Source organism: Nocardia sp. NPDC004340 (assembly GCF_053602575.1).
The window spans coordinates 888,627-902,285 of sequence record NZ_JBSGDW010000004.1 but is presented as its reverse complement, the minus strand read 5'-3'; the positions used below and the strand labels follow the sequence as shown (position 1 = coordinate 902,285).

At 68.6% G+C, this 13,659-nt stretch carries 15 protein-coding genes and 1 pseudogene; 9 read left to right on the top strand and 7 right to left on the bottom strand.

What is annotated here, in order from left to right; genetic code table 11:
* The first annotated feature begins 62 nt into the window (after positions 1-62).
* Positions 63-1,211, top strand: coding sequence for a glycosyltransferase (locus tag ACWEOI_RS20855; protein WP_452360628.1), 1,149 nt, complete (start codon positions 63-65; stop codon positions 1,209-1,211).
* A gap of 129 nt (positions 1,212-1,340) precedes the next feature.
* Entirely contained in the window at positions 1,341-1,532 is a 192-nt protein-coding gene (locus tag ACWEOI_RS20850; RefSeq protein WP_433672325.1) for a DUF3046 domain-containing protein, read from the top strand.
* 7 nt (positions 1,533-1,539) lie between these two features.
* On the opposite strand, the gene ACWEOI_RS20845 is transcribed toward ACWEOI_RS20850, so the two are convergent.
* Positions 1,540-2,121: a CGNR zinc finger domain-containing protein gene (locus ACWEOI_RS20845; RefSeq protein ID WP_452360627.1), complete on the bottom strand. Its 582-nt coding sequence runs from the start codon at positions 2,119-2,121 to the stop codon at positions 1,540-1,542.
* Positions 2,122-2,246: 125 nt separating this feature from the next.
* Between ACWEOI_RS20845 and ACWEOI_RS20840 the strand changes: the two genes are divergently transcribed.
* The 3 genes from ACWEOI_RS20840 to ACWEOI_RS20830 all read left to right on the top strand — a co-directional run bounded on the left by ACWEOI_RS20840 (position 2,247) and on the right by ACWEOI_RS20830 (position 4,194).
* A complete protein-coding gene (locus ACWEOI_RS20840; RefSeq protein WP_379280123.1) occupies positions 2,247-2,699 on the top strand; it encodes a VOC family protein in 453 nt (150 codons plus the stop codon).
* 89 nt (positions 2,700-2,788) lie between these two features.
* On the top strand, positions 2,789-3,706 hold the full coding sequence (locus ACWEOI_RS20835) for a pyridoxamine 5'-phosphate oxidase family protein (protein WP_452360626.1): 918 nt from the start codon (positions 2,789-2,791) through the stop codon (positions 3,704-3,706).
* A 35-nt stretch (positions 3,707-3,741) separates the two neighbouring features.
* Complete coding sequence (locus tag ACWEOI_RS20830; RefSeq protein ID WP_433672329.1) at positions 3,742-4,194, top strand: nuclear transport factor 2 family protein; 453 nt, start codon at positions 3,742-3,744, stop codon at positions 4,192-4,194.
* Positions 4,195-4,197: 3 nt separating this feature from the next.
* Here ACWEOI_RS20830 and ACWEOI_RS20825 read toward each other — a convergent pair whose 3' ends face one another.
* A complete protein-coding gene (locus ACWEOI_RS20825) occupies positions 4,198-5,595 on the bottom strand; it encodes an MFS transporter (protein WP_452360625.1) in 1,398 nt (465 codons plus the stop codon).
* Between the two features lie 95 nt (positions 5,596-5,690).
* Between ACWEOI_RS20825 and ACWEOI_RS20820 the strand changes: the two genes are divergently transcribed.
* The 4 genes and pseudogenes from ACWEOI_RS20820 (at position 5,691) to ACWEOI_RS20805 (ending at position 9,939) form a co-directional block, all read left to right on the top strand.
* Positions 5,691-6,713 carry an AsnC family transcriptional regulator gene (locus ACWEOI_RS20820; RefSeq protein ID WP_433672331.1) on the top strand — a complete coding sequence of 341 codons (1,023 nt, stop codon included), beginning with the start codon at positions 5,691-5,693 and terminating at the stop codon, positions 6,711-6,713.
* 171 nt (positions 6,714-6,884) lie between these two features.
* On the top strand, positions 6,885-7,919 hold the full coding sequence (gene recA, locus ACWEOI_RS20815; protein WP_433672332.1) for a recombinase RecA: 1,035 nt from the start codon (positions 6,885-6,887) through the stop codon (positions 7,917-7,919).
* A gap of 1,048 nt (positions 7,920-8,967) precedes the next feature.
* A pseudogene (locus tag ACWEOI_RS20810) lies at positions 8,968-9,396 on the top strand (regulatory protein RecX); the annotation flags it as partial.
* Positions 9,379-9,939, top strand: a complete 561-nt coding sequence (locus tag ACWEOI_RS20805; protein ID WP_452360670.1) for a hypothetical protein — start codon at positions 9,379-9,381, stop codon at positions 9,937-9,939. The pseudogene ACWEOI_RS20810 and the gene ACWEOI_RS20805, both read left to right, overlap by 18 nt.
* 51 nt (positions 9,940-9,990) lie before the next feature.
* Here the strand turns inward: ACWEOI_RS20805 and ACWEOI_RS20800 are convergent, their stop codons facing one another.
* From ACWEOI_RS20800 to ACWEOI_RS20780, 5 genes are all read right to left on the bottom strand, one after another.
* A complete protein-coding gene (locus ACWEOI_RS20800) occupies positions 9,991-10,266 on the bottom strand; it encodes a hypothetical protein (RefSeq protein ID WP_452360624.1) in 276 nt (91 codons plus the stop codon).
* 59 nt (positions 10,267-10,325) lie between these two features.
* Positions 10,326-11,237, bottom strand: a complete 912-nt coding sequence (locus tag ACWEOI_RS20795; RefSeq protein WP_433672334.1) for an ABC transporter permease subunit — start codon at positions 11,235-11,237, stop codon at positions 10,326-10,328.
* Positions 11,234-11,914 carry an amino acid ABC transporter permease gene (locus tag ACWEOI_RS20790; RefSeq protein WP_357096646.1) on the bottom strand — a complete coding sequence of 227 codons (681 nt, stop codon included), beginning with the start codon at positions 11,912-11,914 and terminating at the stop codon, positions 11,234-11,236. The genes ACWEOI_RS20795 and ACWEOI_RS20790 overlap by 4 nt, the downstream gene beginning before the upstream one ends.
* Positions 11,915-11,996: 82 nt before the next feature.
* The gene (locus tag ACWEOI_RS20785; RefSeq protein ID WP_452360623.1) at positions 11,997-12,836 is read right to left on the bottom strand and encodes a glutamate ABC transporter substrate-binding protein; all 840 of its coding nucleotides are present in this window, start codon (positions 12,834-12,836) and stop codon (positions 11,997-11,999) included.
* A 24-nt stretch (positions 12,837-12,860) separates the two neighbouring features.
* Positions 12,861-13,589 carry an amino acid ABC transporter ATP-binding protein gene (locus ACWEOI_RS20780; protein ID WP_357096756.1) on the bottom strand — a complete coding sequence of 243 codons (729 nt, stop codon included), beginning with the start codon at positions 13,587-13,589 and terminating at the stop codon, positions 12,861-12,863.
* Positions 13,590-13,659: the final 70 nt, after the last annotated feature.

Sequence of the window (13,659 nt, the reverse complement as noted above, 5' to 3'; positions counted from 1 at the left end):
GCGCGAGGTCGGAATGCGGGTGAGGTTCCGGAACTGTCGGGCGGGTGTGGCACCCTGGCTGCGTGCGAGTAGCGGTGGTGGCCGGGCCTGATCCGGGGCATGCGTTTCCGGCGATTGCGTTGTGTGAACGATTGCTGGCGGCCGGGGACGAGCCGGTGCTGTTCACCAGCCCGCGCTGGTTCGACGCCGCCCGCGACGCCGGGATCGGGGTGCGACGGCTCAAGGGCCTCGCGCCGCGGGCCGAGGACGACGACAATGACGCCGGGGCGCGGATTCATCAACGGGCCGCGCATATCTCGACCGAGATCCTGCCGGATCTGAGCGCCATGCTGCCCGAACTCGTGGTGTCGGACGTGCTCACCGCCGGCGGTGGGATGGCCGCGGAGCGGTTGCGGCTGCCGTGGGTGGAACTGTCGCCGCATCCGCTGTACCTGCAGTCGAAGGGGTTGCCGCCCATCGGGAGTGGCCTCGCGGCGGGAGAGGGGCTGCGCGGTCGGGCCCGGGACTCGGTGCTGCGCGGGCTGAGCTCGCGCGCCGTGCGACGCGGAGAAGTGCAGCGTGAGCAGGCGCGGGCCAGTATCGGCCTGCCCGCGGAGGATCCGGGGCCCGATGCCCGGCTGATCGCCACGCTGCCCGCCCTGGAGGTGCCGCGGCCGGACTGGCCGGAGAACGCCCACCTGGTCGGGCCCCTGCTGTGGGAGCCCACCTCTCACATCCTCGACCTGCCGCCCGGCGACGAACCGCTGGTCATGGTCGCCCCCTCGACCGCTCAGACCGGCCAGGTCGGTCTGGCGGAGGCCGCATTGGCGGCGTTCGAGGGCGCGGGCGTTCGTGTCGCCATCTCCACCCTCGACACCCCGCCCACCGACCTCCCGTCCTGGGCCACAGCCGGTTTGGGTCGTCAGGACGAACTGCTGCGGCACGCCTCGGTCGTGATCGGCGGTGGCGGACACGGTCTGCTCGCCAAGACCCTGTTGTCAGGCGTCCCGATCGTCACCGTTCCCGGTGGCGGCGACCAGTGGGAGCTCGCCAATCGCGCGGCCCGCCAAGGCAGTTCCCTGTTCGTGCGGCCGCTCACCCCCGAGGCCCTGCGGGACGCGGTGAAACGCATCCTGGACGATCCCGCCTACAAGACCGCCGCGGAGTCGGCCGCCGCCGGCATCGCGGACACCGTCGACCCGGTCGAGATCTGTCACGCCGTTGTGCGCTGACGCCGCCTGCTCGGAGAGTGTCGGACCAGCGGCGCGAGTTCCGGACCAACCGGTCGTGTACGAGTCGGGCGATCCGGTCGGACCGGTATGCCACCGGCCGGATTCGGTCGGTGGCGTAGGCTCGCGGCCGTGCGGCTGACGGAGTTTCAGGAGTTGATGCATACCGAGTTCGGCACGGCGCGCGCCGACGCGCTGCTGGCCGATCACGTGCTGCCGTCCATGGGGCGGACCGGCGCGCAGGCCATCGAGGCGGGGATCGATCCCCGCGACGTGTGGCGGGCGCTGTGCGCGGAATTCGATGTACCGAAGTCGCGCTGGTGAATTCGGGTTACCCGGCGGACTGCTCCGACTGGGTCTTCTTCGCGTAGTGCCGCGTCGCCTTGGCGCGATTGCCGCACGCCGCCATGGAATGCCAGCGGCGGGTGCCGTTCTTGGAGGTGTCCAGGAACCACAGGACACAGTGCGGGTGCGCACACTGCTTGATGCGTTCGGGGGAGCTCGCCAGCAGGTGTAGCAGGTTGTCGGCGGCGAGCCAGGCGGGTAGCCAGGCCGGGTCGGCGACCTCGGGGACGTCGGCCGGGCCCGCTGCGGTCAGGGCGCGGCGGATGCGGCCGTGCGCGAGCACCGCATTGAGGTCGTCGGCGATGTGCGGATCATCCGCGGAGTCGGCCTTGACCACGCGCAGGATCGCGTCGCGGGCGGCTATCAGGGCATTGAGCGTGTCCTCGTCGGCGGGCATGTCGAGATCGTTGTCGGCCAGCCACTGCCGGGCGCCGGCCACATCGGTGAGCAGATCCTGCGGGCCCGTCTGCGCTATCCAGCGCGTGTTGAGCAGGTCCAACGCGGGCGGTTCACCGAGGTGGGGGCGTGGTTCGGGCACGTCTGAGGGTAACCGGCTCCATGTCGTCATCGGATCATCCACTCCCTTCTAACCAGACAAATCAACTATAGGGGTTGACGGTGGGCGACCCACGCGACTAGTTTCTAACCTGTCAAACAAAGAACATGGGTTAGATCATTCCGAAGGGATTCATCATGACCGCACCCGTCCTCGCCACCGGGCACATCGGCCTCAATGTCACCGACCTCGACCGCTCGGTGTCCTTCTATCGGCGCGCACTCGGCTTCGAACAGCTCGGCGCGGGCGGGGAGGGCGCGCAGCGCTTCGCCTTCCTCGGGCGCGACGGGCAGCTGCAGGTCACGCTGTGGCAGCAGAGCGACGGCGAGTTCTCGGCGAAAACTCCCGGCCTGCACCACCTCTCGTTCCAGGTCGACACCATCGACCAGGTCCGTGCGGTGGAGACCGCGCTGAAGGACCTGGACGTCGCGTTCGCGCACGACGGCGTCGTCGCCCACGGCGAGGGCGCGGCCTCCGGCGGCATCTTCTTCATCGACCCGGACGGCATCCGCCTCGAGGTGTACGCGCCCTCGGGCGCCGAGCACGCTCCCGCTCCCTCGGGCAGCGCCCCGACCTGCGGGTTCTTCTGAGCCGGAATATCGGACTGCCACCGCGGGATTCGCATGGGGTGCCGCTGCGGCGCCTCGCTACCGAACCGAGCCCCCGAAGGGAGACGGACATGAACGACATACGGGTCCGGGACCTGCCCGGCGGGGTCGCCTATCACCCCGGGGAACTGGCGGTGCAGCGGCGGCTGGGCCAGGCCGACATCGCGCAGCGGGTCGGCCGGATGATCCGGCCCGACATTCCGGCCGCCGCCGCGCAATTCCTGGCCGAACAGCCGATGATCGTCCTGGCCGCCGCCGATGACGCGGGCCATATGTGGGCGGGCCAGCTGGCGGGGTCGCCCGGGTTCGTCCACGCCACCGGCGAGCGCGTCATCGAGGTCGAGGCGACACCGGTGGCTGGTGACCCGCTGGCCGAATCGCTGCGCGGCACACGGCATGTCGGGATGATCGCCTTGCAGCCGCAGACGCGCCGTCGCATGCGGGTCAACGGGGTGGTCGCGCCCACCGCGACCGGACTGCGCATCGACACCGAACAGGTGTATTCGAACTGCCCGAAGTACATTTCCCGTCGAGGGGTCGAGGAATGGATCGCGGGCGCGACGCCGGAGGTGCGCCGCGGCACGGAGTTGGATGCCGCTCAGCGGGAACTCGTCTCATGCGCCGACACCTTCTTCGTCGCATCCGCCGACGCCGACGGGCACGCCGACGCCTCCCATCGCGGCGGCAATCCCGGCTTCCTGCAGGTGCTTTCCCCGACCCGCCTGCGCTGGCCCGACTACCGTGGCAACTCCATGTTCATGACCCTCGGCAATATCGCCGCCGATCCGCGCTGCGGCCTGCTCGTGCCCGACTGGGGGACCGGGGCCACCCTGCAACTCACCGGAACCGCCGAGATCACCTGGGACGAGGCGGTTTTCACGCCCGGCGCGCAATGCGCCATCGATTTCACCGTCACCGAGGTCGTCGAGATCTCGGGCGCCACGCCCCTGCGCTGGACCGACCCCGAGCTGTCGCCGGTCAACCCCTGACCCGCGATCCCCGTCAACCCGAAAGGCCCGCCGCCATGCGTCCTCCACTGCCGCCCTTCGACCTGGAATCCGCGAAGCAGAAGGTTCGCGCCGCCGAAAACGCCTGGAACACCCGCGATCCCGAGAAGGTCGCGCAGGCGTACACCGAGGATTCCGTCTGGCGCAATCGCGACGAATTCCTCACCGGCCACGCCGAGATCGTCGACTTCCTGAAGCGCAAATGGTCCACCGAGAACGGCTACGCCCTGCGCAAGGACCTGTGGACCTTCACCGAGAACCGCATCGCCGTCCGTTTCCAGTACGAATGGCACGACGACGAGGGTCGGTGGCATCGCAGCTACGGCAACGAACTCTGGGAGTTCGCGCCCGACGGCCGCATGTCGCGCCGCGAGGCCAGCATCAACGATGTGCCGATCGCCGAGTCCGAGCGCCGCATCTTCGGCCCGCGCACCGAGGAGGAGGACGACGCCCTCCTCCCTGTGCGCTAACGGTCAGACCAGCGCGGGAGCGGGAGCCGGTTCGGTATCGCGTTCGTGGGTGCGGAAGAGCGCGAAAACCGCGACGCCACACACGATTCCGACGGCACTCGCCACCGCGACCGCCGAATCCAGACCCGTCACGAAGTGCGGCAGCGTCGGACGGCCGTCACCGGCGGCGCCGCGGAACACGGTGCCCAGCACCGCGACCCCGAGCGCCAGGCCCAGCTGCCGCGCGGTGTTCACCGCCCCGGCCGCCGTCCCGCTCTGCTGCGGCGGGACGGCGGCCATGCCCACGGCCACCAGCGGCGGGGCCATCACGCCGACGCCGGCGCCGATCACCAGCAGCCCGGGAACCGCGGCGGTCCAGGACGATCCGGCGTCGATCAGGGTCAGCAGCCCGCTGCCCACGCCGATCGTGAGCAGGCCGCCCCCGATCGACCACCTCGGCGACAGGTCGTGCAGCTGCCGGCCGAACACGCCCGACGTCAGGAAGGCGCTCACCGACATCGGCAGCAGCGACAGCCCGGCCCGCAGCGGAGTCAGGTGCAGTTGCTGCTGGAGCCACAGCGAGATCAGCGGGCTGGCCGCGAAGGCGGCGAAACTCATGCCGAGAGCGGCGATCAAGGTCGCGACCAAGCCGGTGTGACGCAGCAGGGTCAGCGGCAGCATCGGTGCGGCGCTGCGGGATTCGACGGCCAGGAACGCCAGCAGAGCTGCCGCACCGGCGATCAGGGCGGTCACCGCGCGGGCATCGGTCCAGCCGTGTTCACCGCCGCGAATGATGCCGTAGGTCACCGCGGTCGCCGCCAGCGCGAACGCCGCCATACCCGGCAGGTCCACACCACGATCGGCGCGGCGCGGCGACGGGCCGAAAGCGATGGCGGTCAAGGGAATCGTGATCGCCGCGATGGGCAGGTTCACGAAGAAGATCCACCGCCACGACAGCAGATCGGTCAGCACACCGCCGAGCACCACGCCGATGCCCGCGGACGCGCCCGCCACCGCGCCCCACGCGCCGAACGCCACACCGCGCTCCTTGCCGGTGTAGGTGGCGTGCAACAGGGACAGCGTCGTCGCCAGCATGGCCGCGCCGCCGATGCCCTGCGTGGCGCGCGCGGCCACCAGCACCTCCGCGGACTGCGCGACACCGCAGGCCAGCGAGGCGGCCGCGAACAGGACCAGGCCCACCAGATAGGTGGGTTTCGCGCCGACCCGGTCGGCGAGCGAGCCCAGGACCAGCAACAGCGCGGCCAGGGCGAGAGCGTAACCGTCGACGACCCACTGCAATCCGGACAGGCCGGTGCCGAGATCGACGGCGATGTCGGGCAGGGCGACATTCACGATCGTGACGTCGATGAGAAGCATCAGCGTGCCCAGGCAGGCCGCGACGAGGGGGAGCCATTTCCGCATGGGAACCTCCAGGAGAACGAGCGATTTCGTCACCTAGACTGACCATGAAGGCCGGTTTCCCCTAGCCGTACCGGCTCTGGCGAAAGATTCCTCCCATGGATGCTGAACAAGCGGACGAATCCGCCGTTCTGGATACGCTCGACAAGCAGATCATCCACGGCCTGGTCACCGACGCGCGCATCCCGTTCGCCCGGCTCGGCGCGATCCTCGGCGTATCCGAACAGACCGTCGCCCGCCGCTACCGGTCGCTGCGGCGGCGCGGCATGCTCCACGTCGCCGGGCAGGTGAATACGGTGCCGCTCGGGCGCACCCGGTGGATCCTGCGCATGCGGACCCCGCCGAATCGGGCGGTCGCGCTGGCCGAGGCGCTCGCCCGGCAACCGGATGTGAGCTGGGTTTCCTTGCTGGCCACCGGATTCGAGGTCACCTGCGTGTGCCGGCCGCGATCGGTGGAGCGGCAGGACGAGCTGCTGTTGCGGATGATCCCGCGCGCCACGCAGGTGCTCGAGCTGACCGTGCACGAGGTGATGCGGCAGTTCCCGTTCGCCGAGGAGTGGCCGCGCTACAGCGGGCTGCTCACGGCCGGGCAGCTGCGTGAACTGGGGCCGCGGCCGCCCATGTGGGAGCCGCGGGGGCCGGAGAAATCGGTCCAGCTGTCGCGGGAGGACGAGGCGATGCTGGCCATCCTGGGGCGTGACGGGCGGGCCTCCTACGCGCAGATCGCCACCGCCACCGGGTGGAGTTCGAGCCGGGTGGCGCGGCGCATGAGCGAGCTCATCGAATCCGGGGTGCTGTACTTCGATCTCGACTTCGCCTTGGAGCGAATGGGTTACGTGTCGCGGGCCATGCTGTGGATGCGGGTGCGGCCCGGGGATCTGGAGGCGGTGGGCCGGGCCGTCGCCACGCACCCGGAGGTCGCCTTCGTCGCGGCGACGACGGGGACCGTGAACCTGGTGGCCGCGGTGGTGTGTCACGACACCGCGCATCTGTACCGGTACGTCACCGAGTCACTGGGGGTGCTGCCGGGGATCAACGATGTTCAGGTGCTGTCGGCGTTGCGGATGTTCAAGCAGTCGACGACGTTGTTGGATGACCGGAAGGTGGGGGTCGTGCCCTGAGCCCGGTCGGCTTGCCGATCGGTTGCTACCAGGTGTTTCGCGTGTCGTTCAGCGCGTCGCTTGCATCGAACACCTGTTCGTCTAAGCTCGTCGTCGGAAGTTGTCGGTGCCTCCCTCTAACGTGGGCGCCAACCACAGTATGAGACTCACCCGTTGAGAAGGGGACAGACGATGGCACCTCCGGCTTTCGATCGTGACAAGGCCCTCGAACTGGCGTTGGCGCAGATCGAGAAGGGTTTCGGTAAGGGCGCGGTCATGCGCCTGGGAGAAGAGGCGCGCCAGCCGATCGCGGTGATTCCCACCGGATCCATCGCGCTGGACGTCGCTCTCGGCATCGGCGGCCTGCCGCGCGGCCGCATCGTCGAGGTCTACGGCCCGGAATCCTCGGGTAAGACCACCGTCGCGCTGCACGCGGTCGCCAACGCGCAGGCCAACGGCGGTGTCGCGGCGTTCATCGACGCCGAGCACGCGCTCGATCCCGACTACGCCCGCAAGCTGGGTGTCGACACCGACGCGCTGCTGGTCTCCCAGCCCGACACCGGTGAGCAGGCGCTCGAGATCGCCGACATGCTGGTGCGTTCCGGCGCCATCGACATCATCGTCATCGACTCCGTCGCCGCCCTGGTGCCGCGCGCCGAGATCGAGGGCGAGATGGGTGACAGCCACGTCGGTCTGCAGGCCCGCCTGATGAGCCAGGCGCTGCGCAAGATGACCGGCGCCCTGAACAATTCGGGCACCACCGCCATCTTCATCAACCAGCTGCGCGAGAAGATCGGCGTCATGTTCGGCTCGCCGGAGACCACCACCGGTGGTAAGGCGCTGAAGTTCTACGCCTCGGTCCGCCTGGACGTGCGCCGCATCGAGACGTTGAAGGACGGCTCGGACGCGGTCGGTAACCGCACCCGCGTGAAGGTCGTCAAGAACAAGGTCTCGCCGCCGTTCAAGCAGGCCGAGTTCGACATCCTCTACGGTGTCGGCATCTCCAAGGAGGGCTCGATCATCGACATGGGTGTCGAGCAGGGCTTCATCCGCAAGTCCGGCTCCTGGTACACCTACGAGGGCGACCAGCTCGGCCAGGGCAAGGAGAACGCCCGCAAGTTCCTGCTCGAGAACACCGACGTCCGCGACGAGATCGAGAAGAAGATCAAGGAGAAGCTCGGCATCGGCGCGGACGTCACCGCCGAGGAAACCGCCGCCGACTTCTGACATGACCTCGCGGGATTCCGAAGGGCCCCGGCGCACCCCGCCGGGGCCCACCCCCCAGCTCGACGCGGTGGAACGCCTCCGCCGCCAACTGGAATCCCGCGACGCCAAGTCCGCGCGCCGCGGATCCCGCCCTTCCGCCCCTCGCTCGTCCGAGCCGAGCCACGACCTCTTCGGCCGCGACTCCGCCGACCCCTACGCCTCCGGCGGCGGCTGGAACTACGGCCCCTCCGGCCGAGCCGACTCCTACCGCCCTCCCGCCGAACACAATCCAGCGGAGGGCCACTCCTCCACCTGGCGCACCACAGACGCATCCGACGCGGCCACCCCGCACCCGCCGGCCCACGAGACCCCGCCGACTCGGGCGACCGAGCCCGGATCCCTCAACGAGCCTGCCGCCCCTGTCTCCGGGGAGACGGCCACCTCGGCGACCCCGCTGTCGCCGATCGCGCGCACCGCTGTCGGTGGGGGAGAGTCGAATTCGGTCACCTGGGCTCCGGGCCACAAGCTGGCTGCGGCGCGGGCGGCCTTGGCCGAGGCCACCGCCATTGCCGCTGCGAACGCGGCGCAGGCTGCGGCGGATTCGGATCGGCGTCGTCGAGGCCGCCGTGCTGAGGCTGCGGCCTCGGCGGATCCGGACGGTACCGAGCATGACGATGCTGACCAGGGGAGTAGCCGTCGCACTGCACGTCGGGCCGGACGGAACTCGGTTTCGGCGGGGGCATATCCGGCCGATAGCGAGAATTCAGGTGCAGCGGGGTCGTATCCAGGTGATTGCGAGAGTTCGGTTGCGGGCGAGCCGTATCCCGATGACGATGAGACTTCCGGCCGGGCTGGTCGACGCGGGCGGCGTGGTGGTCGTCGGCACGGGGAGTATGGGGAACGGGATGGCAGAGATGCGGAACGGGCTGGGGTAGATGGTGCCGACTCCGACGATGACGGCAGTCGTCGCGGTCGGGGCGGCCGTCGTAGGCGACGAAGCGGGGCCGGTGAGGAGACTGCCGGACCGGGTGCTCCGGCGGGCGGCGGCACGGAAGCGCAGGCGAAGGATGTGTGTCTGCGGCTGCTGACCGATCGGGCTCGGAGCCGGTTCGAGTTGGCTGATCGGCTGGCGGACAAGGGTTTCAATGCCGAGCTGGTGAAGCGGGTGCTCGATCGGCTGACCGAGGTCGGGCTGATCGATGACGCGGCGTTCGCCCAGCAGTGGGTGCATTCGCGCCACACCTACTCGGGCAAGGGCAAGAAGGTCCTCGCCGAGGAGTTGCGGCGCAAGGGAATCGCACCCGAACACGCGGAACCGGCCCTGGAGGCGATCACCCCCGCCGCCGAGCGGACTCGTGCGTCGGACCTGGTCCGCCGCAAAGCCGCGAATCTCTCCCCGGAACTCGACCGTGACAAGGCTGTCCGTCGCCTGGTCGCCATGCTGGCCCGCAAAGGCTACAACCCGGGCACCGCCTTCGACGTGGTGGCCACCGAACTCCCGCCCCAACCCACCTCTCGCCGCGCCGCCGCGTCCACGCCGACCGGCGACTCGAATTCCACTCACCCCCGCCGCGAATCCCCCTCTGACGACACCGAATCCGCAACCGAACTGATCCGCACCAAGCTCCGCACGCTCTCCCCAACCCTCGACCGCGAAACAGCCACCCGCCGCCTGGTCGGCCTCCTGGCCCGTCGCGGCTACGCCTCCGCCACCGCCTACAAGGTCGTGACCACGGAGTTGAACGCCGCCAACTTCGGCACCGATGCTCCCGATCGGACCGACCGGTCATCTGGAACAGAGTCCTCGCCTCGCCGTTCGAAGCTCTCGTCCCCGCCCCCTACCGACTCGGCCGAGGATGACGAGCAAGCCCGTGCCGCCGAATTGGTGCGTTCGAAAATTCGCACCCTGCCCCGAAACCTGGACCACGCCAAGGCCACCCAACGCCTGGTCGGCCTCCTGGCCCGGCGCGGCTTCAGCGCATCGACGGCCTACGCGGTGGTGAAAGCCGAACTGGCCGAGGCCGATCTCTCGGGCGACTGATCACAATCGCCGAGTGCTCACTCCGCCAGCGCGCGTAGTTAGGTCAGCAGGTCAGTGCAGGACCCCACCCGGGCGGCGGGTGGAGAGTGCGCGGCGCGCGTGCCGGTGTCCGGTGTGGCGGAACGGGCGCTGGGCGGCGAGGTGCGGGAACTCGGGCTCCGGAGGTTTCTCTCGGCGGGCGGCGCGGAGCCGGTGTGCGGCCGCGCGGGTGAGGTGGGCGCCGAGGATGGCGGCGAAGGTGGTGAGCCCCGCGAGGAGCGGGGCGAGCACCGTGGCCAGAAAGAGCCCGAAGACGAATTCTCTTCGAGCGCTGTCGTCTTCGGTCATGAAATTCAGTATGCGAGCTGGGGGAGCGGCTTGTCCGGCGGTCGGGCAAGCCGCACCGGTCAGTTCGGCGGTTTCTGCAGGGAAACGTCGGACACCATGGCGTCCATGCCGGGCGGGGCGGTGATGGTGCCCGCCGCGACCACGGCTCGGGAGCCGCGTTTGCGGGTGCGCAGCCACTTCTCGACGCGAGTGGCCAGCACGGTCAGCGTGTAGTTGAGCACGATCATGATGATGGCGATCACGATCAGCGACGGGATCGGGTTCTGCTGGGCGGCACCGAGTTGGGTGCCCGAGCGCACGATCTCGAGGTAGGTGATCTGGTAGCCGAGCGCGGAGTCCTTGAGCGCCACCACCATCTGCGAGATCAGCGCCGGCATCATGGCGGTGATCGCCTGCGGGAGCAGGATCGACACCATCACCTGGGTCTTGCGCATGCCCAGCGCCACGGCCGCCTCGGTCTGCCCCTTGGGCAGCGCGCGGATGCCCGAGCGCACGATCTCGGCGATGACCGACCCGTTGTAGACCGTCAGCGCCGTCACTACCGCCGCCAGCGCCAGCTGATCGGAGGGGAAGGCGTTCTGCTTGGCGAACAGGTAGTAGAGGAAGATCATCAGGACCAGCACGGGAATCGCCCGCGAGACCTCCACCACCACGGCCGCGAACCAGCGGATCGCCCGATGATCCGACATGCGCAGAATGCCGAACAGCATGCCCAGCACCAGCGCCAGCACGATGGACAGCGCCGCCGCCTCGAGCGTGCCGCGCAGACCCGGCAGCAGGTAGGTGCTCCACACCTGGCTCTCGGTGAACGGCTTCCACTTGGCTTCGGTGAACTGACCCTTGTCGGCGAGCCCGCGGTAGACGAACCACAACACCGCGGCGACGGCGGCGATCGCGATGACCGTATAGATCCGGTAGCGCACCCGGGCGCGGGGGCCGGGCGCGTCGTAGAGCACGGACGCCGCGGTCATCGCGCCACCTCGTATCGTTTGGCCAGCCAGCCGAAGAACAGGCCGGTCGGCAGGGTCAGGATCACGAACCCGAGCGCGAAGATGGCGCCGATATTGAGCACGGCCGCCTCGTTCTCGTTCATCTCCGCCATGAGCAGCGCCGCCTCGCCGACACCGATGGCCGAGGCGATGGTCGAGTTCTTGGTCAGGGCGATGAGCACGCTGCCCAGCGGCGCGATGACCGCCCGGAAGGCCTGTGGCAGCACCACCATGCGCAGGTTCTGCCCGAAGGTGAACCCCAGCGAACGGCCCGCCTCCGACTGCCCGAACGGCACCGTGTTGATGCCCGCCCGCAGCGACTCGCAGACGAAAGCCGCCGTGTAGACGCTCAATCCGACGATCGCGAACCGGAAGTTGTTCTCGGAGATACTGTTCGGACCCTCCGCCGCGAGCCGCAGCCCGAGCGTGGAGTACAGGCCGATGGAGCAGAACACGATGATCAGCGTGAGCGGCGTGTTCCGGATGATGTTGACGTACAACGTGCCGATCCAGCGCGCGATCGGAATCGGCGACACCCGCATACCCGCGACGAGGGTGCCGAGAATCAGCGCCCAGAACCCCGAGTACAGCGTCAGTTTGATGGTCACCCAGAACGCGTCGAGCAGCTTGGTGTGATAGTTGGAGATCAAGTCGAACACGACTGCCCCATTCCTCCGATCGGAAAACGAAGCGTGCCAGGTGATTTCAGCAGCAGGAAATCACCCGGCACGAGTCCGCGAATCAGTACCGGTCGACCTTGGGCGGCTCCGGAACCTGGAATCCGGTGGCGCCGAACTCCTTCTCCAGCGCGGCCTTCCACGCTCCGGAGGCGATCATGGCGTCGATGGCGTCATTGATCTTGCCGCGCGATTCGGTGTCGCCCTTCTTCACGCCGATGCCGTACTTCTCGACGGTGAAGGTGTTGCCGACCACCTTGAGCGCGCCCGGCGACTGCGCCGCGTAACCGCGCAGGATGATGTCGTCGGTGGTGACCGCGTCGACCGCGCCGGACTTGAGCGCCTCCACGCACAGCGAGTAGGTGTCGTACGTGATCAGCTGCACCTCATGGGCGGCGACGTACTTGTCCTTGATGTTCTGCGCCGGGGTGGAACCCTTCACCGAGCACAGCTTCTTGTTGCCGTTCAGCGAGTCCGGCCCGGTGATGTCGGTGTTGTCCGACCGCACCAGCAGCGACTGCCCGGTCTGGAAGTACGGGCCCGCGAAATCGACCTTCTCCTTGCGCTTGTCGGTGATCGAGTAGGTGGCGACGATGAAATCGACCTGCCCGTTCTCGATCAGCGTCTCGCGCTGCGCCGACGGCGACTCCTTGAAGGTGATGTTCTCCGCCTTCACGCCCAGCTTGTCGGCCACGTAGGTGGCGACGTCGACGTCGAAGCCGCTGAAGCTGCCGTCCTTGTTGTGCAGGCCCAGGCCCGGCTGGTCGTACTTGATGCCGATGGTGAGCTTGCCGTCGGCGGCGTGCTGGCTGGCGGTCTTGTTGCTGCCGCCGCCGCACGCGGTGACGGCGAGGGCCAGGGCAGCCACTCCGGCGGCGATCCTGAGCGTGGGGTTGATCCTCATCGAACGTCCTGTTCTCTTGTGGAGTCAGTGGGAGAGGATCTTGCCGAGGAAGTCCCTGGCGCGATCCGATTTCGGTGCGGTGAAGAAGGATTCGGGCTCGGTGTCCTCGACGATCTGCCCGTCGGCCATGAACAGCACCCGATTGCCGGCGCGGCGCGCGAAGCCCATCTCGTGCGTGACGACCAGCATGGTCATGCCGTCGCGGGCCAGCCCGACCATGACCTCGAGCACCTCGGACACCATTTCCGGGTCGAGTGCGGAGGTGGGCTCGTCGAACAGCATCACCTTCGGGCTCATGGCCAGCGCGCGGGCGATGGCCACGCGCTGCTGCTGTCCGCCGGACAGCTGCGCCGGATACTTGTCGGCCTGATTGGCGATGCCGACCCGGTCGAGCAGCTCCAGCGCCCGGGCTCGCGCCTTGGCCTTGTCGGTGCGGCGCACCTTCACCGGCGCCAGCATCACATTGTCGAGAATTGTCTTGTGCGCGAACAGGTTGAACTGCTGGAACACCATGCCCACGTCGGCGCGCAGCTTGGCGAGGGCCTTGCCTTCCTCGGGCAGTTTCACCCCGTCGACGGCGATCTCACCGGAATCGATGGTCTCGAGCCGGTTGATGGTTCGGCACAACGTCGACTTGCCGGAGCCCGAGGGTCCCACCACGATCACGACCTGCCCCTTGGGCACTTCGAGATTGATGTCACGCAAGACGTGCAGCGAGCCGAAGTGCTTGTCCACATTCCGCATCGAGATCATCGGCGCGGGAGTGCTGATGGAATCGGCCACGTCGGTCATGACCAGTGACCCTAACCACCTTGCGCCCGAA

Bases quoted from the DNA above. Each gene is read 5' to 3' on its own strand.
- ACWEOI_RS20825 (WP_452360625.1), bottom strand. From the start codon at position 5,595: ATGCGGAAATGGCTCCCCCTCGTCGCGGCCTGCCTGGGCACGCTGATG.
- ACWEOI_RS20800 (WP_452360624.1), bottom strand. From the start codon at position 10,266: ATGACCGAAGACGACAGCGCTCGAAGAGAATTCGTCTTCGGGCTCTTT.
- recA (WP_433672332.1), top strand. From the start codon at position 6,885: ATGGCACCTCCGGCTTTCGATCGTGACAAGGCCCTCGAACTGGCGTTG.
- ACWEOI_RS20835 (WP_452360626.1), top strand. From the start codon at position 2,789: ATGAACGACATACGGGTCCGGGACCTGCCCGGCGGGGTCGCCTATCAC.
- ACWEOI_RS20780 (WP_357096756.1), bottom strand. From the start codon at position 13,589: ATGATCTCGATGCGGAATGTGGACAAGCACTTCGGCTCGCTGCACGTC.
- ACWEOI_RS20795 (WP_433672334.1), bottom strand. From the start codon at position 11,237: ATGACCGCGGCGTCCGTGCTCTACGACGCGCCCGGCCCCCGCGCCCGG.
- ACWEOI_RS20830 (WP_433672329.1), top strand. From the start codon at position 3,742: ATGCGTCCTCCACTGCCGCCCTTCGACCTGGAATCCGCGAAGCAGAAG.
- ACWEOI_RS20845 (WP_452360627.1), bottom strand. From the start codon at position 2,121: ATGACGACATGGAGCCGGTTACCCTCAGACGTGCCCGAACCACGCCCC.
- ACWEOI_RS20820 (WP_433672331.1), top strand. From the start codon at position 5,691: ATGGATGCTGAACAAGCGGACGAATCCGCCGTTCTGGATACGCTCGAC.
- ACWEOI_RS20840 (WP_379280123.1), top strand. From the start codon at position 2,247: ATGACCGCACCCGTCCTCGCCACCGGGCACATCGGCCTCAATGTCACC.
- ACWEOI_RS20785 (WP_452360623.1), bottom strand. From the start codon at position 12,836: ATGAGGATCAACCCCACGCTCAGGATCGCCGCCGGAGTGGCTGCCCTG.